Below are 20,387 nucleotides of genomic sequence, written 5' to 3' on the forward strand. Positions count from 1 at the left end.
GCGAGGTCTGCGATACCTGCTCAGCTCTGCAAGGGGTGGTGCCGTGGCGCGGGTCCCGCGAGCGCCGCCGGCTCAGGCAGCGGCCTCAAGCGCCGCCTCGTAGCCGAGCCCGCGGGCGTCGGAGTGGTTTGCCAGATAGGAATCCGCGTCGGCGGCCACCGCGAACGGCAGCAGCCGGGAGTTCGCGGGCCGGCTGGGTCGAGCACCCAGGTCGCGGCGGACGCGAACATCCGGGTCCCGTGCTTCGCGTCCGGTACGTAGGCGGCTCGTACATCCCCGTCGCGGGCGGCGATCCGCCGCAGCAGGCAGGTGGGAGTCGCCGCGACGCCGGTCGAATTCTGGCCGCTGAACCACACTTCCGAGGCGGTGCGCGGATCCTTGACGGGCTCGTGGCAGACCGGGTCCTGGCCGCTGAGCCTGCTCGGGGATGTGGTGCTCTTGCCGGCGGCGTCGTACGAGGCGCCGTAGATCTTGCGGAGATAGCTGTCGTTGACGAACTTGTCCAGGTCCAGGTTCTTGACCGAGCCCAGGTCCTTGAGGAAGGGGAGGTCCTTCGAGAGAGCGGCGACCAGCTCGGGTTTGATGGTCGGGTCGAAGGTGACCAGGCCGCTCGGTCCGTTGTAGAGGTAGACCACCTCGGGTTCGATACCCGTGACCTTGGCGACCCGCTCGGCGGCGGCCAGCGGGTTCTTGTTCAGGTAGTTGGCCGTGTCGCGGACCGACTCCAGGAAGGCCCGCATCACTTCGGGGTGATTCTCGGCGTACGCCTTGCGGGAGACGACGGCGTGGAACGTCGGGACGCCGTTGGACCCGCCGTCGTAGAGTAGCCTGCCCTGCTTGCGGAACACCATCAGCTGCGGCCAGGGCACGAACTGGGACAGCGCGGCGACCTGTTCGCCCTCCAGTGCGGAGGCGCCCACCGCCGGTTCCTGGTTGAGCAGCTTGACGTCGTCCGGGCTCAGCCCGTTCTTCCGCAGGGCGTTCACGAGCATTCCGTGTGCGGCCGACCCGACACTGGTGGACACCACCTTGCCGCGCAGATCGGACAGCTTCTGTGCCGGGGAGTCCTTCGGCACGACGACCTGATTGAGAGATCCGCGCAGGTTGTAGCCGGTGACCGCGACCAGTTCGGACCGGGCGTCGGGGAACTCGGCGGTCTTGGAACCGTTGACCAGGACCGGATAGTCGCCCATGGAGCCGATGTCCACCTTGCCGGCGATCATCTGGGCGGTCAGCGGCGGCCCCGAGGGGAAGTCCTGCCAGACGACCTTGTAGTGGATCCCCTTGGCCTTGCCGATGGCGTTCAGCTTGCGCTCGAAGGTGCCCCGGTCGCGCAGCAGGGTGCCCGCGGTGACGGTGTTGATGGTCTTGGACTGGTAGCCGACGTTGACCACGACGGTGGAGGAGCCGCCGGCCGAGGTGTCGGTACCGCAGGCACTCACACCGAGCCCCAGTACGGCGAGTACGGCGAGCAACGACCGGCGGCGGGACCGCTGCGGGAGCGACGCCCGTGGGACGGGGTGCGGAAACGGATACATGTCAGGCTCCAGTCACCGCAGAAGGAAGGGGATGTCGACCGTGACCGCGTCGACCGGGCAGCGGGCCGCGCAGGGACCGCAGTACCAGCACTCGTCGACGTGCATGTACGCCTTGCCGGTCTCGGGGTGGATGGCCAGTGAGTCCAGCGGGCACATGTCCACGCAGAGGGTGCATCCGTCGATGCACTTGGATTCGTCGATGGTGACCGGTACGTCGACCCGGTTGGATGCTTGCGCCATCAGTGGTCTCCTTCAGCCTGTCTCGGTGTCGGTGGTCGAGGGTCCGGTGAGGTCCGTACGAGCGTCGGACAGGCCCATGCGGGCGAAGGCGCGGACATCGGCGTCCACGTCGGCGACTGCTGCCTCGAGGGCGGCCCGGGCCTCCGGGCGGCCCGCCGCCAGTCCCCCGAGCGCGCGGACGGCGGCCTTGCGCACATCGAGGTTGGTGTCCCGGGTGGCGGCGATCAGCGGGGCGATCGCCTCCTGGGGGTCGGCCACGGCCAGCGCTGCCGCCGCCCCCTGTCGGATCTGCCAGGCGGGGTCGGTCAGAGCCGTACGGGCCAGGGTCGCCGCCTGCTCGGTGCAGCCGGTGTGGGCCATGGCGGCCAGGGCCGCGGCCCGGACCAGGACGTCGGAGTCCTCGGCGAGGCGTATCAGGGTGGCGGCACCGCGCGGGTCCCCGACGGCTGCCAGCCCCCGGGCCACGGCGAGACGCACGGCGGCGGCCGGGTCGCCCGCGGCGGCCGCCAGGGCGTCGAGCGCGTCGAGGGAGACGAGGCCCAGCACGGTCTCGCAGCGCACCGTCTCGTCCGGGTCGGTCAGCAGCGCGGTCAACTCGTCGACCGTGCACAGCCGGTGACGCCACAGGGCCACCACCGCGGAGCCCCGGACGTCGGCGTCCGCGTGTCCGCACGCCTCGCGCAGCGACCGTGTGAAACGTTCGCCGGGCACCAGCACTTCGCGCAGCTCGCCGAGCAGTTCGACGGCGGCGCGACGGACGGTCGGGTCCGGGTCCAGCAGGGCCGCGGCGAAGACCGCCGAGGGCTCCTCCCAGGATTCCGCCGCCTCACTGAGCACGGTCAGCGCGGTGCGGCGCACGGCGGGGTCGGCGTCGGTGAGGAACTCCGCCAGTTCTTCGGTGGTCGGGACCTCCTCGGCGAGTTCGAGGAGCGCCAGGATGCGTTGGGGACCGCCCTGCGTGGGCGTACCGCTGATCATCCCCACACCGCCGCCAGGTCGGCGCCGGTCGGGGCGGGCACGTCCGGCACCCCGTCCGGGCGGGTGAAACCGGGCACCGGCACGATGTACGGCGCCACCGGCCGGGTCAGCGTCTCCATCTCGCCCGTCTCCCCCGCGCCCGCCGCGCGGCGCTTGCGCAGGTTCAGGTGCCGGAACCAGTTCGCGTCGTCCTGTTCCGGCCAGTCGGCGCGCTGGTGGTAGAGGCCCCAGCGGCTCTCCGTACGGGCCAGGGAGGCGCGCGCCGCCATCTCAGCGCAGTCCCGGATGAAGGTGACCTCGGCGCAGCGCATCAGCTCGTGCGGAGTGCGGGCCCCCATGCCGGCGATCTCGCGGCTCATCCGCCCGAAAGCCTCCAGACCGAGGGTCAGATAGCGCGCGGTCTTGGGCGGCTGGAGGTAGTCGTTGACGAACCGGCGCAGCTTGTACTCCACCTGCGGCTGGGGCGGTCCGTCCGGGTGGGACAGCGGCCGGTAGATCAGTTCGTGCGCCGCCGTGATCTGGTCCTCGGGCAGCGCGGGCCGACCGGCGGAGGCGGCGAAGCCGCTGGCGTGTTCGCCGGCGATGTCCCCGTAGACGAAGGCGCCGATCATGTAGTTGTGCGGTACGCAGGCCATGTCCCCGGCGGCGTACAGGCCCGGCACGGTGGTGGCGGCGTGCTCGTCGACCCACACTCCCGAGGCGGAGTGGCCGCTGCACAGTCCGATCTCCGAGACGTGCATCTCGATGTCACGGGTACGGTAGTCGTGGCCGCGGCCTTCGTGGAAGGTGCCGCGGGTGGGCCGCTCGGTGGTGTGCAGGATGCCCTCGATCTGGTTGATCGTGGCGTCCGGCAGATGGCTGAGCTTGAGGTAGATGGGTCCGCGGGCGCTGTCCAGCTCCCGCTTGACCTCGGCCATCATCTGGCCGGACCAGTAGTCGCAGTCGACAAACCGGTTGCCGTCGGCGTTGACCGTGTAGCCCCCGAAGGGGTTGGCGACGTAGGCGCACGCCGGTCCGTTGTAGTCCTTGATGAGCGGGTTGATCTGGAAGCACTCGATGCCGGACAGCTCCGCGCCCGCGTGGTACGCCATCGCGTAGCCGTCACCGGCGTTGGTGGGGTTCTCGTACGTGCCGTACAGGTAGCCGCTGGCCGGAAGGCCCAGGCGCCCGCAGGCCCCGGCGGCCAGGATGACCGCGCCGGCCGAGATGGTGACGAACTCCCCGGACCGGGTGTCGAATCCGACTGCGCCGACCGCGCGGCCGTCCACGGTGAGGACCCGCACCGGCATGATCCGGTTCTCGATCGTGACCCGGGAGCGCACGTGGCGGGCGCGCAGCGTGCGGTAGAGGACCTTCTTGACGTCGCGGCCCTCCGGCATCGGCAGCACATAGCTGCCCGAGCGGTGCACCTTGCGCACGGCGTACTCGTTGTGTTCGTCCTTCTCGAACTTGACGCCGTAGCCCTCCAGCCGCTGCACCATGCCGAAGCCGCGGGTCGCTGTCTCGTAGATGGTGCGCTGGTTGACGATGCCGTCGTTGGCGAGGGTGATGTCGGCGACGTAGTCCTCGGGGGTCGCCTTGCCCGGAACGACGGCGTTGTTCACCCCGTCCATTCCCATGGCCAGGGCCCCTGAGTGGCGTACGTGTGCCTTCTCCAGCAGGAGGACGTTCGCGCCGTTCGCCGCCGCGGTGAGGGCCGCCATGGTGCCGGCGGTACCCCCGCCGACGATGAGAACGTCGCAGGTGAACTCGCGGCGCTGAGACTGGGGTGGGATCTGCACGGAGGTCAGCCCCTTTCGGTGGAAGGGTGGTTCAGCAGCGGGTCGGGGGTGCGGTGGAGCCAGCCGGCCAGGGACATCCGGTCGCCGCGGAATCGGACGAACTCGAGATCGATCGGCCGGCCCGCGTTGGTGTAGGTGAGCCGTTCGAAGAACAGCAGGGGAAAGCCGTCCGCCACGCGCAGCAGGTCGGCGACGGTGCGGTCGGCGGCGATCGCCTCTATGGACAGGGCGGCGGCGCCGAGGGGAAGGTTCAGTTCGCCTTCGAGCAGCCCGAAGACGTCGTGCCGCGCCAGGTCCATCTCCAGCAGGGGCCTGCCGATGTCCGCGGGAAGGTAGCTGGCGTCCAGCGACAGGGGCTGACCGTCGAGGAGCCGCACCCGCTCCAGGGCGACCACTTCGGTGCCGGGAGCGAGTTCAAGCCGCTCGGCGACGGTGGGCGTGGCGGGCACGGTGTCCGCCAGCAGCACCTGGTTGACCACGCGGTCGCAGCCGGTGTCGAAGCTCTCCGCGAGTCCGCGGAGCCGGTCCAGGCCCTGGACGGCCTTTCCCGACACGACGAACGTTCCGACGCCGGGAGTCCTGTCGACCAGGCCCTCGATGCGCAACAGCGCGAGGACGTCCCGGACGACGTTGCGGCTGACCCCAAGTTCCGCGGCCAACTCCGCCTCGGAGGGCAGCGGCCGGGTTCCGTATACGCCCGTGAGAACGCGGGTGCGGAGCACGTCCCGAATCCGCCGTACCGGTGCGACACGGCTGCTCGAACCTCTGCCACCAGCGACGATCCCTGTCATGGCCGGAATGCTGCGGATGCGGTGTTACGCCGACCGGTTGCCGGAATTACGCAGTGGTTACGCCAGCCTCATTCCTGCCAACGCTCTCCTGACCTGGGAGAACAGGTATGGGCGAGTCGGTAGCGCCAGGGTTGTGGGCGGGGCGAGGCCTTGCGGGCACCCGCCGGGCAGGGGTTCCGGTGGATGGCGGCCGGTCGCCCGCGGGGCGCCCGCTATCAGCGGGCGGCCAAGGCCAGCAGCGTGGCCGCCGGCCCCGCCGGGGGTGTCTCCCGCAGCCAGACGGCTCGGAACCGCCGCCGTAGCAGGGTGGGGTCCTCCAGCGGCACACTGATCAGCCGCCGGTCGTCGAGTTCGGCCGATACGGCGAGGCGGCTCAGCACGGCAGGTGCGTCGCCCGTGGACACGGCCGACTTGATCGCGGTGGTGGAACCCAGTTCTGCCGCGGGCGGCGCGGGTTGCCCACCGAACTCCGGCCGGACCGGGATCCGTCCGGCGGCGCGTTCCGAAACCGTGGCAGGAGGGGTCCGGGCGGAAGACAGGGGAGGAGCGAGATTGTCGAATGCGGGCGGGCGGAGGGTCGTTCCCCCGGAACGGCGAAGGATTTCCCATACGGCGTCGCGCGTTCCCGAGCCCTGTTCGCGCACGATCAAGGGAGTGGCCGCCAGCGTCCGCAGGGGCAGCGGCTGTCTGCGTCTGGCCCATGGGTGCCCCGGAGCGACCACCACGACCAGCTCGTCGTCGGCGAGGGTGCGGCTGTGCAGCCCGTCCGGCGCGCGCGGGCCCTCGACGAAACCGAGGTCGGCCTCACGGCCGCGCACCATGTCGGCGACCTGCGAGGAATTGCCTACCCGCAGGGCGACCTTGACCTCGGGGAGCCTGGCGCGCAGGGCCATCAGCCATCCCGGCACCCGGTGATCCGCGATGGTCATCGACGCGGCGATCCGCAGTCGGCCCTGCTGATCCGCGTGGAGCGCCGCGACACCACTGACCAGCGCCCGGGCCGCGTCGAGCACCGGCAGCGCCCAGTCCACGACGGCGGTCCCGGCCGGGGTGAGGCGTGACCCGGTGGGGCCGCGTTCGAGCAGGACCAGCCGCAACTGCCGTTCCAGCGCTGTGATGCGCATGCTCGCCGCCGGCTGGCTCATCCCGTGCCGCGCGGCGGCCCGGCCGAGACTGCCGGTCTGGGCGACGGCGACCAGCAGGTCCAGCACTCTCAGTTCCGGTGTCCCCGGGGGAAGGCCCATCAGCACCTCTTATGACCTCCTCGGAAACGGGTCTCTACCGGAGACCGGCGGGACCCGGCGATCGTGCACATGCAACTCGCCATCGGGATGCAGGAAGGGAGAGGTCATGGAATCGTCCCACGCCCTGCCGGTCAAGCCGCGGCCACGCGTGCCCGCCGGTATGAGGCGCGCCGGGCGCGCGTCGAGTGCGGTACTGCCGGGACTGGCGGTGGCAGTGGCGGTCGCGCTGCCGGCCGCTTGGCTGGGCCGTCTCGTCCCGACCGTGGGCGGCCCAGTGTTCGGGATCGTGGTGGGTGTTCTTGCCGGAGCCCTGCTGAGACGGCTGGCCCCCCACACAACGGCCGAGCGTCTGCGCCCCGGAGTCGCGGTCGCGGGCAGACAGGTCCTGCAGGCGTCCGTCATCGTGCTCGGGACCGCGCTTTCCCTGAGCGACGTGGTGCGAGTCGGGATGGGGTCACTGCCGGTCATGCTGGGCACGCTGGCCGTGGCGCTGCCCGGTGCCTGGGCCGTGGGCGGACTGCTCGGTGTCCACCCTGAGACCCGGCTGCTCGTCGGCGTCGGCACGGGCGTTTGCGGAGCCTCGGCGATCGCCGCGGTGACCGCTGCTGTGGGCGCCGTCGAGGCCAGGGTCGCCTACGCCCTCGGCACCGTCTTCACCTTCAACATCGCCGCGGTCGCCCTGTTTCCTCCCGTGGGCCACCTTCTCGGGATGTCGCAGGAGGCGTTCGGACTGTGGAGCGGCACCGCGATCAACGACACGTCCTCGGTCGTCGCCACCGCCTACAGCTACGGCACCGAGGCAGGGCAGTACGCGGTGGTGGTCAAACTGACCCGCAGCCTCATGATCGTGCCGATCTGCGTGGTCCTGGTGCTGTGGCGGTCGGTCGGTCGGCGAGCCCGGGACACCCGGCAGGACGAGAGCGCGGGAAGACGGATCTGGCGCGCGTTCCCCGTGTTCATCGTTGGATTCCTGCTCGCGTCAGCCGCCGCCACGTATGACGTCATCCCCGCTTCGTGGGAGCCGGCACTGCCCGTGATCAGTACGTTTCTGATCACTGTGTCCCTGTCGGGGATCGGTCTGTCGCTGAAGTTCTCCAAGCTTCGCGAGGCGGGTGCACGGCCACTTCTGCTGGGTGCGATCCTCTGGGCCGCCGTCAGCGCGACCGGTCTCGGTCTCCAGTCGATCACCGGTCGGCTGTGAGCCCAGCACGGCCCGGGGCCGCCTGCCTGACGGACATCCTCGTCGCCGCACACGTGGCCAGGCGACCAAGATCCGGGCCATCAACGGGCCGATCGCCCCGGCGACGGCGGCAAGGGCCGTCGTTGGTGCTGGTCGGGGGCGGCGCAGGAGCTGTACCACCAAGTGACGAAGAATCTGCTGGGACGAACGCGCACGACGCTCAAGCGCAGCGCGTTGCCCGTGCCCCGGCTGAGCGGCAAGGCCGGGCTCGGTCTCTCCTTCCACGCAACGACTCAGAGCCAATGAACCCCAGATGCCCGAGTTCAACGGAGCGTAGTCAGCACCAAGTCAGCACGGGAGAGGTGAAGACGGGTGATGACGTGGGCTTTTAGTCAGCACCAAACCAGCACGGGAGTCAGCACCGCACCATCAAATCGCCCTGAACTACGCGTCCCGGACGGCGCTCGTTCCAACCACCATCGAGCCCCTGAGCCGCCCTTCCATGAATCGGCATGGTGGCCACACGCATAGCCACCGCTCGAACTATGTTGCCCCGCCACATGTGCGCCTGACCTGCGGATTCCTACGGTATGGCGACACGAAAACGTCCCCGCCAACCGCCAGGAAGTGGTGCCGATGCCCTCCCCCGCGACCGCTCCCCCACCCCCCGCCAGCCTCAAACGCATCGTCGCCGCAAGCCTCATCGGCACCACCATCGAGTGGTACGACTTCTTCCTCTACGGCTCCGCCGCCGCGCTCGTGTTCAACAAGCTGTTCTTCCCGGACTCCGACCCGCTCGTCGGCACGCTGCTGTCGTTCCTGACGTATGCGGTCGGGTTCGCCGCTCGCCCGCTGGGTGCGCTGGTGTTCGGGCACTACGGCGACCGGCTCGGGCGCAAGAAGCTGCTGGTGCTGAGTCTGCTGCTGATGGGCGGGGCGACCTTCGCGATCGGGCTGCTCCCGACGCACGCCACCATCGGGACGGCCGCGCCGGTGCTGCTCACCGTGCTCCGGTTGGTCCAGGGGTTCGCGCTCGGTGGCGAGTGGGGCGGTGCCGTGCTGCTGGTGTCGGAGCACGGGGACGCCCGGCGGCGTGGGTTCTGGGCCTCGTGGCCGCAGACCGGCGCGCCGGCGGGGCAACTCCTCGCCACCGGCGTGCTGTCCCTGCTGACCGCCGTCCTGTCGGACGCCGCGTTCGGCAGCTGGGGCTGGCGGATCCCGTTCCTGCTCTCCGGGGTGCTGGTGATCGTCGGTTTGTGGATTCGTCTGTCTGTCGATGAATCGCCGGTCTTCAAGCAGGCGTTGGCACGGGCCGAGGCCCGCAAGGCGGACCGGAGCGCCGATGCCGAGAAGCTGCCGCTGGTCGCCGTGCTGCGGCATCACTGGCGTGACGTCCTGGTCGCGATGGGCGCACGGATGGCGGAGAACATCAGCTACTACGTCATCACCGCGTTCATCCTCGTCTACGCCACCACCTCGGCCGGCGTCTCCAAGCAGACCGCACTCAACGCCGTACTGATCGCCTCGGCCGTGCACTTCGCCGCCATCCCGGCGTGGGGCGCGCTCTCCGACCGGATCGGCCGCCGTCCCGTGTATCTGATGGGTGCTGTCGGGGTCGGGCTGTGGATGTTCCCGTTCTTCTCGCTGATCGACACCGGCGGCTTCGGCAACCTGATCCTCGCCGTCACGGTGGGGCTGGTGCTGCACGGGGCGATGTACGCGCCCCAGGCCGCGTTCTTCTCCGAGATGTTCGCGACGCGGATGCGCTACTCCGGCGCGTCCATCGGCGCCCAGTTCGCCTCGGTCGCGGCGGGTGCGCCCGCGCCGCTGATCGCCACCGCGCTGCTGAGCGACTACGGCAGTTCCACGCCGATCGCCCTGTACGTGATCGGCGCCGCCGTGCTCACGGTCGTCGCCGTGGCGGCGGCCAAGGAGACCCGCCACCGGGATCTGGCCGATGTCGCCCCGCCCGCCGACACGGACCGGACGACGGCGCCGGCGGCGGACGCCCGGATTCCCTGAGACGTACGTCCCGGTGCCGGCCCCGTAGTCCGACCCCGCGTACGGGGCCCGACTACGGGGTCAGTGCCGCGCCGACAACCGGTGCAGCCGCAGGGCGAGTTGGATCTCCAGGACGCGTTCCGGGCTCTGCCAGTCGTCGCCGAGGAGGCGGCCGACACGCTCCAGGCGCTGGGCGACCGTGTTCACATGGACGTGCAGTTCGTCCTTGGTGCGGGCGGGGCTCATGCCGCAGGCGAAGTACGCGTCGAGGGTGCGCAGCAGTTCCGTGCCGCGTCGTCGGTCGTACGCGACGACCTGGCCGATGGTGCGGTCGACGAAGCCGGGGATGTCCCGGTCGCCGGACAGGAGCAGCCCCAGGAAGCCGAAGTCCTCGGCGGCGGCTCCGTCCCCGGAGCGACCGAGCAGTCGCAGCGCGTCGAGGCAGCGCCGGGCCTCGGCGTAGGCGGTGGCCACGGAATCGGGGCGGGTGGCGAGGTTCTCGGCGGGTGCGGAGGCGCCGACGGTGACCGGTGCGTGGACCGCTGTGCCCAGGTGCCGGGCGGCGCGGCGGGCCAGTTCGGTGGCGCTGTCGCCGGGTTTGAGGGGCAGCAGCAGGACGGTGCCGCCGTCGCGCGCGGCGGCCAGGCCGTGCCGGGTCGCGGCGAGGTGGGACGCGGCGGCGGCGAGGCGTCTGCGGGCGTCCGCCTCCTGGTCGGCGTCGGGCGCGTCACCCTCCAGGCGCACGGCCAGTACGACGTGGACGGCGTCGAGGTCGGCGTGGAGGCGGGCCGCGCGCTCCCGCAGCAGGCGGGGGTCGCGGTCGCGGGCGTCGAGCAGGTCGTCCAGGAGCTCGCCGCGGACGCGTTGTTCGGCCTCGGCGGCGGACCGGCGGGCCAGGAGCAGCAGGGAGGTGACCATGGCGGCGCGCTCCAGGGTGCGCTGGTCGACGGGGTCGAGCCCCGGGTGACCGCGCAGCACGAGCGCGCCGAGCAGTTCTCCCCCGGCGGCGACGGCGGCGATCCAGTCGTCCTCGTGCCGCACCGCGTGGCCCTCCGCGCGGGACGCCTCCAGGGCCTCGGCCGGTGCCGCGGCGGCCTCGGCGAACTCGACCGTGCCGTCGAGGACCTCGGAGACGGCGGCGGCCACGTCGTGGACCCCGCCGCCGCGCAGGACGAGCTCGGCGAGCCGGTCGTGCACCTCGGAGGCGCGTTCGATGACGCCGCTGCGGTCCCGGATGATCTCGTTGGCCCGCTCCAGGCCGGCGAGGGCCGACCGGGTCTCGGCGAGCAGGTTGGCGGCGTCGATGGCGGCCGCGGCGAGGGCGGCGAAGGAGCCCAGCAGGGCGATCTGCTCCCGCTCGAAGACCCGGGCGCGGCGGTCCGCGGCGAACAGCACGCCGATGACGTGGTGCCCGAGCGTGAGCGGCACGCCGAGTATGGCCACCAGCCCCTCGTCCCGCACGCCCGCGTCGATGGTGAGGGTGTGCTGGAAGCGGTCGTCCTTGAAGTAGTCGTCGGTGACATAGGGGCGTGCGGTCTGGGCGACCAGGCCGCCGAGCCCCTCCCCCATGCCGAGCCGCAGCTGCTGGAACCGGGCCGCGACCGAACCCTCGGTGACCCGCATGTAGGTGTCGCCCCTCGCCGGGTCGTTCAGGCTGAGGTAGGCGACGTCCGTGCCCAGCAGCGACCGGGCGCGCTGCACGATCGCCTGGAGTACGGCGTCCAGGTCGCGCAGCCCTGCGAGGTCGTGGGCGGTCTCGAACAGTGCGGACAGCTCGGCCTCGCGGCGGCGCCGTCCCTCCAGCTCCGAGCGCACGCGCAGGGCGAGCGGCTTGGCCTGCTGGAGTGCGGCGATCCACTCCGCCGGACGCCCTTCGGCGCGCGCGAGCAGCACCGGCTGCTCGTAGGCGTCGGCGGACGCGCCCCGGGCCAGGAGCTCGAGATACGGCGTCTCCGCGCCGGCCGGTGGCGGTTCGGCGATGCCGGCGGAGCGCTCGGCAGACTGCACGTGATCGCTGGACATGCTCACAGGATTCACCATGACCGGGCCGTCCCGTCAGCCCTGTGGACAACTCCCCACGGACTCTCAGGGCCGCTCAGTGGGCGGTCCAGCCGCCGTCGAGCACCAGTGAGGTACCGGTCACGAAGGACGCCTGTGGACTGCACAGGTACGCCACGGCCTCGGCGACCTCCTCCGGTTCGATGAGCCGCTTGACGGCGCTGTCCTGGAGCAGCACCTCGGACAGCACGCGCTCCTCGGGGATGCCGTGCGCCCGGGCCTGGTCGGCGATCTGCTTCTCGACCAGTGGGGTGCGCACATAGGCGGGGTTCACGCAGTTGGAGGTGACACCATGGGGTGCGCCTTCGAGGGCGGCGGTCTTGGAGAGTCCCTCCAGCCCGTGTTTGGCGGCCACATAGGCGGACTTGTAGGCCGAGGCGCGCAGCCCATGGACGGACGACACGTTCACGATGCGGCCCCATCCCTGTCCGTACATGTGGGGCAGGGCACCGCGGATGAGCCGGAAGGGTGCCTCCAGCATCACGGTGAGCACCGTGTGGAAGACGTCGGGCGGGAACTCCTCGATGGGGCGCACGAGCTGGATCCCGGCGTTGTTGACGAGGACATCGGTGCCCGCGGCGGCGAGTTCGGCGGCGTCCAGGTCGGTGAGGTCGAGGAGGTGGGGTTCCACGGTGCCCGCGAGGTCGCGGCCCTGTCCGGCGAGCGCCTCCAGGCCCGCGGCGTCCCGGTCGACCGCTCTCACCTTCGCCCCGGCGGCCGCGAGCCGCAGCGCGCAGGCACGGCCGATACCGCCGGCGGCGCCGGTGACGAGCGCGGTGCGGCCGCCGAGGCCGAGCGGGGAGGCGTGGGGAGCCGGGAGGACATGGGGCACGGTCATGCCTCGACCCTAGGCAGGGCCCCTGCCGCGCCCCATGTGGTCACGCCCTACAGTTCAGCCGGATGCAGTGGGGTCGAACCATGTGGGGGCGTCCGACAGTGCCTGCTTGATCCGCAACAGCCCGAATTCGTTCAGCTCGGGCAGCGCGTCGATGTCGAACCAGCCCACGTCCAGCGACTCGTCGTCGTGGACCCGCGCCTCGCCGCCCACGGCCCGGCAGCGGAAGGTGATGTCCATGTACTGGCAGGTGTCACCGTTCTCGTAGGTGACGGGATCCAGGGCCTGGACGAGGACGACCTGCTCGGCGACACAGCGCACGGCCGTCTCCTCGTAGACCTCCCGCACCGCGCAGGCCGCGGGCTGCTCCCCCGGGTCCGGGATGCCGCCGATCACGGACCACCGGCGCGTGTCGGACCGGCGGTTGAGCAGCACTCTGCCCTCGTCGTCGAAGACGAGGGCGGTGACTCCGGGGAGCCAGAGCAGCTGATGGCCGGCCGAGGCACGGAGGGTTCGGATGAAGTCAGGAGTAGCCATGCCGTCGACCCTAAAGGGCCGGTTCCGGCGGCCGGGTGCGTTTCAGGCAGTGTGCGACCGGCGTACGGCTACACGTCACCGGCGCGTCGCCCGCGCAGACCTGCGCCGACGGACCAGCCCAGTCCGCCGGCCGCGACCAGCACGAGGGCGATTTCCGGCAGGACGCCGAGCCGCGTGGCGGGGGTCTGCGAGGAGCGCAGCGGCACCTTCTGCACCAGCGAGTCGGCGACGAACATGCCGGTCCTCTGCGTGATCTTCCCGTCCGGCATGATGATCGCGCTGACGCCGCTGGTCACCGGCACGGTCACGGTCCGGCTGTGCTCGACCGCACGGACGCGGGACATGGCGAGCTGCTGGTAAGTCATCTCGCTGCGGTCGAACGTGGCGTTGTTGCTCGGCACGGAGATCATCTGGGCGCCGTCGGTGACCTCGGAACGCACGGTCCAGTCGAAGGCGGCCTCGTAGCAGGTGACGAGGCCGACCTTGGCGCCGTCCATGGTGAACACGCCCGGCTTGGTGCCCCGGCTGAAGTCCTGGCGCTGCATCGAGGTCCAGTTGCTGTTGATCGCCCCGATCAGCGAACGCAACGGCAGGTACTCGCCGAACGGCTGGATCTGCCGCTTGTCGTAGGTGTCGACGGGACCCTTCGCCGGATCCCACAGGATCTGCTCGTTGTAGAGCTTGCCGTCCCGCTCCACGACGCCGCCGACCGAGATGGGCACGCCGACGGCCTTGGCGGCGGTGTCGATCACGGCGCGGGCGTCGGGGTTGGCGAAGGGGTCGATGTCGGAGGAGTTCTCCGGCCACAGCACGAAGTCGGGCCTCGCGACCTTGCCGGCCTTGACCTCGGCGGCCAGGCGTTCGGTCTCGCGCGCGTGGTAGTCCAGTACGGCCCGCCGCTGAGCGTTGAACTCCAGCCCCGCCCGGGGCACGTTGCCCTGGATGACCGCGACGGTCACGCTGCCGTCCTCGGCCTTGTCGCTGACCAGCGGCCTGGCCGCGACGGCCGCCACGACCGGGACGGCCAGGCTCAGCAGACCCACGGCCGCCGCGGTCCGGCGCACCGTGCCGGTGCGCCGCCACACCACAGCGAGGCGGACGACTTCGTAGAGCCCGAAGCCGCACAGCACGACCGCGAAGCCGAGCACCGGGGTACCGCCCACCGCGGCGAGCGGCAGGAACACACCGTCCGCCTGCCCGAACGCGATCTTCCCCCAAGGGAAGCCGTCGAAGGGCACGCGCGCGCGTGCCGCCTCGCCGGCGATCCAGAGGGCGGCCGCCCACACGGGCCGCCCGGGCAGCTTCGACACGACCGCGACACCCGCGCCGACCAGTGCGACGAAGATCGCCTCGATCGCCACCAGGGCGACCCAGGGGACCGGCCCGACCTCCACTCCGGTCCACACCAGCAGCGGCAGCAGGAAGCCGAGGCCGAAGAGGTAGCCGAGGCCGAGCCCCGCCTTCCAGCCGCGGCCGCGCAGCACCCAGCCGAAGACCGCGAAGGCCGGCAGGGCCAGCCACCACAGGGTGCGAGGCGGGAAGCTGACGTAGAGCAGGAGGCCGGAGAGCGCGGCTGCGGCGGCCGGGAGGAGGCGCACGAGCCGCCGGGCCCAGGCCCGCGCCTCGGACGCGATCCGCGGCTCCAGCTGCTCCGACTCGCCGACGGAGGTTGCGGTGACGGTCACTCCCGGAGTGTAAGGCGAGTGACCTTGACGCCGACAGCGCGGTCCACGAGGCGGCGGCGTCACGCGCTGCGGGCCCGTAGGCCGGCGCTCCACTGTCCCGGCCCGCGCACGGACGGCGGCGCTCCACGATCCGTCCCGCGCCCGGCCGCAGGCGCAGCCCCGTCCCGCCCAGCGGCCGGCACGGCTCCCCGCCCGACCGCGCAAGGCGTCGCCGCATCGCCGCGCATCTGCCGCAACGTTCCTGCCCATTTGGTCACGACACATCCACAAACCGCCCACCAGCGGCTACGGTGTGCCGAAGCCTCAGTCGTGCGGCCGGTGGCGGCCCGAGCGACCGGGGTCTTCACAGGTCGGGGGCGACGTGGTGCGGGGGCGGGGCGGGGTGGGTTCCGGTGGGCTGACGTCCGCGTCCGGGCAGAGCGCGGACGGTGAGAGACCAATCGCGGTGGACGCGGCGGGTGTCGTGGTGCTGGGTGCCTGCGCCGGCTGGTCCCTGATCACGGCGGCGGTGCACCACGGCCTGCCCGAGGGTGTGCTGCTCGCGGTGCTGGCCGTGGCGGCCGGGTACGCCGCCGGGCGGATCGGCGGGGCGCTGCTGCCGGTCGGCGCGCCCTGCGCCGGGGCGCTGGCCGGTACGGGGCTGACCGTGGCCGTTCCGCACCTCGCGCCGGGCCCGCAGATCACCACACCGCTGGGGCATGCCGGGGCGACGGCTGCCGTGCTGACGCTGTCGGCCGGTGCCGCGTGCTGCGCCGCGTGGGCCGCTCGCGTTCCGGTCGTGCGGTTCGCCCTGCGGCTGCTGGCCGCAGGGACGGCGGTGCTGGCGGCCGTGCTCGGCTCGGCCGCCGGCTGCGTCACATGTGTCGCGGTGCTGTTGTGCTCACTGGCCGCAGGCCGCACCCGGCACCGCGGCGCCGGCCTCGCCGTACTGGGCGCGGTCGCCGGGCTGGTGACTGGCCTGACGTGGGCGGTCGCGGCGCGGGCCGTACCAGGCGGGCTCGTGGCCGCCCTCGAAGAGCGGCTGACACCCCACCGCGTACAGCTCTGGCAGGACGCGTGGCAGCTACTGCGCGAGGACACCGCCCTGGGGGTCGGCCCGGGGCGCTTCGGGGAGCTGAGCACGACGTCCGCACAGTCACTGCTGTCCGACGGCAAGCCCCACTCGGCACCCCTTCAGCAGGCGACCGAACAGGGCCTCGTCGGTGTGGCCCTGTTGGCAGCGGCGTTCGGCTGGGTGCTGTACGCGCTGTGGCGCGGCCCCCGCCCGACCCCGGTGGCGCTGACCGCGGGCGCGGCTCTGACGGCGCTCGCGGCCATCGCCGCGATCGGCAACGCGCTCAGCTTCACCGCGGTGTCGGTGGGTGCGGGCCTGCTGGCGGGCATGGCCACGGCCCGGCCGCTCACCGTCGAACCGTCGAGCACCGCGCCGGACACGCGTCCACGGGGCGCCGGACACGCCCCGGCGTGGTGACCGGAAGTCCGCTCAGTGCGCGGTAGCGCCCGGCTTGGTCCGCCCCAGCCGCGCCTTGATCACCTGTACGGCCGCCTCCGCGTCGTCCACGGTGATCGTGAAGGTGTGTCCGTCCCACAGCTCCAGCACGACGCCCTCACCCCGTCGGACGACCACCGCGGTGCCCATCTCCGGCCGCCACCGATAGCCCCAGCCACCCCACTGGCGCGGAGTGACGTGCGAGATGTATGTGGCACCCACCACATGGGAGAGCGGGATACGGCGGCGGGGCACTCCGATGTGGCCGCAGCGCACCTCGAGGTGCTCCTCGTCGACCCGCAGGGCGACGTGCACGAAGGCGAGCGTTCCGAACAGGACCAGCAGCCCGGCGGCGATGCAGCCGACCACGGCCATGACCAGCGGGGCGATGCCGGACGTCCACGCCGAGTCGACGGCCAGCTCGATGCCCAGCGCCATGCAGGCGGCGCCGGCGAGCGCCAGCAGCCACTGGGCCCGGTTGGTGGCTCGGCCGGTCCAGACGTCGGAGTGCGCGTGGGGAGCGTTCTCGCCGTGGCGGTGGTCCCTCATGTCTATGAGGTTACTCAGGTTCCGCTCCGCTGGTACCTCATGGCGGAGGGTTACTGCGCCGGCCGGGCGGCGGGGCGGATTCAGCTCGCCGACGACGTTCGGTGACCCGTGCCGGTCAGCCGGCCGGCGTGACGGCCCGCAACAGCCGCCCTTCGTCGTAGGCCAGGGCGGGTGCGGGCAGTGTGCCCTCGCGTCCGCTCAACAGGACGGTCAGGGTGCCGTGGGGCGTGGCCCCGGGGGCGGGCTGCTCGCCGAGCCGGCGCAGGGCCTGGGCGGCCACGGCGCCCGCGGAGCCGTGCAGCACGAGGGGCGGCCGGCCGGGGCGCTGGACGGCGGCCCGGATGCGCTCGGCGACCAGTTCGTAGTGGGTGCAGCCCAGGACGACGGTGGTCACCTCGTCAGGCGTGAGCGCCGCGGCCGCGGACACGGCGGCGTCGATCGCCGACTCGTCCGCGCGTTCGACGGCCTCGGCGAGGCCCCAGCAGGGCACCTCGGTGACGGGGACCTCCCCGGCGAAGTCGCGGATCAGGGTCCGCTGGTACGTGCTGCCGGTGGTGGCCGGGGTCGCCCAGATGGCGATGTGTCCGCCGCCGGCCGCGGCCGGCTTGATCGCCGGGACGGTACCGATGACCGGAAGGTTTGGTTCGAGGCGGGCGCGCAGGGCGGTGAGCGCGTGTACGGTCGCGGTGTTGCAGCCGACGATGAGGGCGTCGGGGCGGCGCGCGGCGGCCGCCTCGGCGACGGCCAGGGCGCGCTCGGTCAGGTCTTCCGGGGTCCTCGGGCCCCACGGCATGCCGTCGGGGTCCAGGGAGAGTACGAGATCGGCGTCGGGGCGCAGCCGCCGAACCGCGGCGGTGGCCGCCAGCAGACCGATTCCGGAGTCCATGAGCGCGATCTTCACCCGATCACGATAGACGATGAGCGGTCGCGGGCAGGCCCGGTGGGGCAGACTGCGCGCGTGAGCGCCGTTGTGTGGACTGCCGCTGGATCACTTCTCGCCTGGCTGTGGCTGCTGCTCTGCCAGGGCTTCTTCTGGCGCACGGATGTGCGGCTGCCGCCGCGCCGGGAACCGGACGCCTGGCCGTCGGTGTGCGTCGTCGTCCCGGCCCGCGACGAGGCGGCGGTGCTGCCCGCCGCACTGCCGTCGCTGCTCCGGCAGGACTATCCGGGGCGGGCGGAGGTCTTTCTCGTCGACGACGGCAGTGCGGACGGCACCGGTGACCTGGCGCGTGAACTGGCGCGTCGGCACGGCGGGCTGCCGCTGACCGTGGGCTCGCCGGGCGAGCCGCCCGCGGGCTGGACCGGCAAGCTGTGGGCGATGCGCCACGGCATCGGCGTGGCACGCGCGCGTGACCCCGAGTACCTGCTGCTGACGGACGCCGACATCGCGCACGCGCCGGACAGTCTGCGGGAACTGGTGGCGGCGGCCCGTGCGGGCGGGTTCGACGTCGTCTCGCAGATGGCCCGGCTGCGCGTGGAGAGCACGTGGGAACGGTTCGTCGTGCCCGCCTTCGTGTACTTCTTCGCCCAGCTCTACCCCTTCCGGCGGATCGGCAAAGAGGGGACGCGCACGGTGGCCGCGGCCGGCGGCTGCGTCCTGCTGCGGGCCCGGGCCGCCGAACGGGCGCGGATCCCGGACGCGATCCGGCACGCCGTGATCGACGACGTGGCCCTCGCGCGGGCGGTGAAGCGCAGCGGCGGCCGCGTCTGGCTGGGGCTGGCCGACCGGGTGGACAGCGTGCGGCCGTATCCGCGGCTGGGCGACCTGTGGCGGATGGTGTCGCGCAGCGCGTACGCCCAGCTGCGGCACAGCCCTCTGCTGCTGGCCGGGACGGTCGCCGGGCTGGCGCTGGTGTATCTTGTGCCGCCGGTGGCGGTCGTGGCCGGCCTGGCGAGGGGGAACGCGGCGGCAGCGGCCGTCGGAGGGGCGGCCTGGCTCGTGATGACGGGGACCTACGTGCCGATGCTCCGCTATTACCGGCAGCCGCTGTGGCTGGCTCCCCTGCTGCCGTTCACCGCGTTCCTCTATCTCCTCATGACGGTCGACTCGGCGGTGCAGCACTACCGGGGACGCGGTGCGGCCTGGAAGGGCCGCACCTACGCACGCCCGGACGCCGTGCCCGACGAGGGCTGACGAACGCCGCAGGGTCACTTCCGGCCGGGGGTCCAGTTCATGCCCCACCCGTAGGCGTGGTCGACGGTCCGCTGCGGGCTCACCCCGCGCTCGGGCACGAGGTAGCGCGCCTCCCGCTGTACGACGAGGTCGCCGCCGGTGTTGGTGATCAGGGCGAGCGCGCACACGGGCGAGGGGACGGTGCACTCGTCGAGGGAGAAGTCGATGGGGGCGCCGTGCTGCGGCTGGAGGGTGACGGTGGCGTTGAGGTCGGCGAACGAGCGGGCGCCCTCGTAGATGGTGACGAAGACGAGGATGCGCCGGAAGGCGTTCTTGTGGTCGAGATTGACGGTGAGGTTCTCACCGGTCGACACGGCGCCGGTGCGGTCGTCGCCGTCGAGGTGGATGTACGGGGGCTGGTGCAGTGCCCCGAAGGTGTTGCCGAGGGCCTGTACGACTCCCTTGCTGCCGTCGGTGAGTTCGTACAGCGCGCACAGGTCGAGGTCGAGGTCGGAGTGCATGGCGGCCGGGCGGCCGAACTTGCTGCTCCACCCCGAGAACTGCTTGCGGACCTGCCAGTTGAGGTTCACGTGCAGGGCGCCGGAGGTGCCGCCCTGCTTGGTGAGCGACACGGAGGGGGCCGCCTTGGTGAGCGTCACCTTGGTGAGGCGGACGGGCTCGGGCGGTGCCGCCGGGGGCGCGGCCGGCGGGAGCGGGGCCACCGGCCGGGCCGGCGGCGGGGGCGTGTGCGCCGAGGGCGCGGCCACGGGAGGCGCGGCCGGGGCCGGAGTCGGGGCCGCCTGCTGCGGCTCGTCCACCGTGATGCCGTAGTCCGTGGCCAGGCCTTCGAGTCCGCTGCTGTAGCCCTGGCCGACGGCGCGGAACTTCCAGGCACCCTGGCGGCGGTAGAACTCGCCGAGCACGAAAGCGGTTTCGGTGGTGGCGCCCGGGTTGTCGAAGCGGGCGACCGATGCCCCCCGGGCGGCATCCTGGACCTCGATGTACAGGTCCGGGACCTGCGCGAACGTGCCGCCGTCGGAGGAGGCGGCGAGGACGATCGTCTCGATCGCGGGCTCCACGCGCGTGAGGTCGACGAAGAGCGTGTCGGTCACCCGGCCGTCGGCGTCGCGCTTGCCCTCGTGCCGAATCGCGCCGGAGGAGTGCGCGGGCTGGTTGTAGAACACGAAGTCCGCGTCGGAGCGGACTTTTCCACTTACCAGCAGCAAAGCGGAGGCGTCGGCGTCGGGCACCCCCGGTCCGGCCCGCCAGCCCAATTCCACGCGCAGCGCCGAGGTGGGCACCGGAGTGTTTGAACCTTTCAGCATTTGCATGTCCGCCCCCATTGCGTGTCACCGCGCCAGGCCCATC

General features: G+C 72.1%; 17 protein-coding genes. 4 read left to right on the forward strand and 13 right to left on the reverse strand.

The features are described from left to right. Positions 1 to 20: 20 nt before the first annotated feature. The 6 genes from V8690_RS03270 to V8690_RS03295 all read right to left on the reverse strand — a co-directional run bounded on the left by V8690_RS03270 (position 21) and on the right by V8690_RS03295 (position 6,572). Positions 21 to 1,538, reverse strand: a complete 1,518-nt coding sequence (locus V8690_RS03270; protein WP_338775778.1) for an ABC transporter substrate-binding protein — start codon at positions 1,536 to 1,538, stop codon at positions 21 to 23. Between the two features lie 12 nt (positions 1,539 to 1,550). Then, entirely contained in the window at positions 1,551 to 1,778 is a 228-nt protein-coding gene (locus V8690_RS03275) for a ferredoxin family protein (protein WP_067022061.1), read from the reverse strand. A 12-nt stretch (positions 1,779 to 1,790) separates the two neighbouring features. Further along, positions 1,791 to 2,756 carry a HEAT repeat domain-containing protein gene (locus V8690_RS03280; RefSeq protein WP_338775779.1) on the reverse strand — a complete coding sequence of 322 codons (966 nt, stop codon included), beginning with the start codon at positions 2,754 to 2,756 and terminating at the stop codon, positions 1,791 to 1,793. Continuing rightward, on the reverse strand, positions 2,753 to 4,537 hold the full coding sequence (locus V8690_RS03285; protein WP_338775780.1) for a fumarate reductase/succinate dehydrogenase flavoprotein subunit: 1,785 nt from the start codon (positions 4,535 to 4,537) through the stop codon (positions 2,753 to 2,755). The genes V8690_RS03280 and V8690_RS03285 overlap by 4 nt, the downstream gene beginning before the upstream one ends. Positions 4,538 to 4,542: 5 nt before the next feature. Further along, positions 4,543 to 5,328: a GntR family transcriptional regulator gene (locus V8690_RS03290; RefSeq protein WP_338775781.1), complete on the reverse strand. Its 786-nt coding sequence runs from the start codon at positions 5,326 to 5,328 to the stop codon at positions 4,543 to 4,545. A gap of 215 nt (positions 5,329 to 5,543) precedes the next feature. Then, positions 5,544 to 6,572 (reverse strand): LysR family transcriptional regulator, encoded by a 1,029-nt coding sequence (locus V8690_RS03295; RefSeq protein ID WP_338775782.1) that lies wholly within the window; start codon positions 6,570 to 6,572, stop codon positions 5,544 to 5,546. A 106-nt stretch (positions 6,573 to 6,678) separates the two neighbouring features. Between V8690_RS03295 and V8690_RS03300 the strand changes: the two genes are divergently transcribed. Both V8690_RS03300 and V8690_RS03305 read left to right on the forward strand, forming a co-directional pair. After that, positions 6,679 to 7,773: a putative sulfate exporter family transporter gene (locus V8690_RS03300; protein WP_338775783.1), complete on the forward strand. Its 1,095-nt coding sequence runs from the start codon at positions 6,679 to 6,681 to the stop codon at positions 7,771 to 7,773. A gap of 615 nt (positions 7,774 to 8,388) precedes the next feature. Next, positions 8,389 to 9,774 (forward strand): MFS transporter, encoded by a 1,386-nt coding sequence (locus V8690_RS03305; protein WP_338775785.1) that lies wholly within the window; start codon positions 8,389 to 8,391, stop codon positions 9,772 to 9,774. A 60-nt stretch (positions 9,775 to 9,834) separates the two neighbouring features. Here the strand turns inward: V8690_RS03305 and V8690_RS03310 are convergent, their stop codons facing one another. The 4 genes from V8690_RS03310 to lnt form a co-directional block, all read right to left on the reverse strand. Next, positions 9,835 to 11,775 carry a GAF domain-containing protein gene (locus V8690_RS03310; protein ID WP_338775786.1) on the reverse strand — a complete coding sequence of 647 codons (1,941 nt, stop codon included), beginning with the start codon at positions 11,773 to 11,775 and terminating at the stop codon, positions 9,835 to 9,837. Positions 11,776 to 11,848: 73 nt separating this feature from the next. Continuing rightward, positions 11,849 to 12,649, reverse strand: coding sequence for a 3-hydroxybutyrate dehydrogenase (locus V8690_RS03315; protein ID WP_338775787.1), 801 nt, complete (start codon positions 12,647 to 12,649; stop codon positions 11,849 to 11,851). 54 nt (positions 12,650 to 12,703) lie between these two features. Next, entirely contained in the window at positions 12,704 to 13,183 is a 480-nt protein-coding gene (locus tag V8690_RS03320; protein WP_338775788.1) for an NUDIX domain-containing protein, read from the reverse strand. Positions 13,184 to 13,251: 68 nt separating this feature from the next. After that, complete coding sequence (gene lnt, locus V8690_RS03325; RefSeq protein ID WP_338775789.1) at positions 13,252 to 14,868, reverse strand: apolipoprotein N-acyltransferase; 1,617 nt, start codon at positions 14,866 to 14,868, stop codon at positions 13,252 to 13,254. A 445-nt stretch (positions 14,869 to 15,313) separates the two neighbouring features. Here lnt and V8690_RS03330 point away from each other — a divergent pair, with 445 nt between their 5' ends. Further along, positions 15,314 to 16,339 (forward strand): O-antigen ligase family protein, encoded by a 1,026-nt coding sequence (locus V8690_RS03330; protein ID WP_338775790.1) that lies wholly within the window; start codon positions 15,314 to 15,316, stop codon positions 16,337 to 16,339. Positions 16,340 to 16,351: 12 nt separating this feature from the next. Here the strand turns inward: V8690_RS03330 and V8690_RS03335 are convergent, their stop codons facing one another. Together V8690_RS03335 and V8690_RS03340 are read right to left on the reverse strand one after the other, a co-directional pair. Next, positions 16,352 to 16,906 (reverse strand): hypothetical protein, encoded by a 555-nt coding sequence (locus tag V8690_RS03335; protein WP_338775791.1) that lies wholly within the window; start codon positions 16,904 to 16,906, stop codon positions 16,352 to 16,354. Between the two features lie 115 nt (positions 16,907 to 17,021). After that, positions 17,022 to 17,807 carry an aspartate/glutamate racemase family protein gene (locus tag V8690_RS03340; RefSeq protein WP_338775792.1) on the reverse strand — a complete coding sequence of 262 codons (786 nt, stop codon included), beginning with the start codon at positions 17,805 to 17,807 and terminating at the stop codon, positions 17,022 to 17,024. A gap of 39 nt (positions 17,808 to 17,846) precedes the next feature. Between V8690_RS03340 and V8690_RS03345 the strand changes: the two genes are divergently transcribed. Next, complete coding sequence (locus tag V8690_RS03345; protein ID WP_338775793.1) at positions 17,847 to 19,040, forward strand: glycosyltransferase; 1,194 nt, start codon at positions 17,847 to 17,849, stop codon at positions 19,038 to 19,040. A 14-nt stretch (positions 19,041 to 19,054) separates the two neighbouring features. Here V8690_RS03345 and V8690_RS03350 read toward each other — a convergent pair whose 3' ends face one another. Then, positions 19,055 to 20,344, reverse strand: coding sequence for a TerD family protein (locus V8690_RS03350; protein WP_338775794.1), 1,290 nt, complete (start codon positions 20,342 to 20,344; stop codon positions 19,055 to 19,057). Positions 20,345 to 20,387: the final 43 nt, after the last annotated feature.

It is taken from the genome of Streptomyces sp. DG1A-41, from assembly GCF_037055355.1.
In the GTDB taxonomy this organism is placed as follows: domain Bacteria; phylum Actinomycetota; class Actinomycetes; order Streptomycetales; family Streptomycetaceae; genus Streptomyces.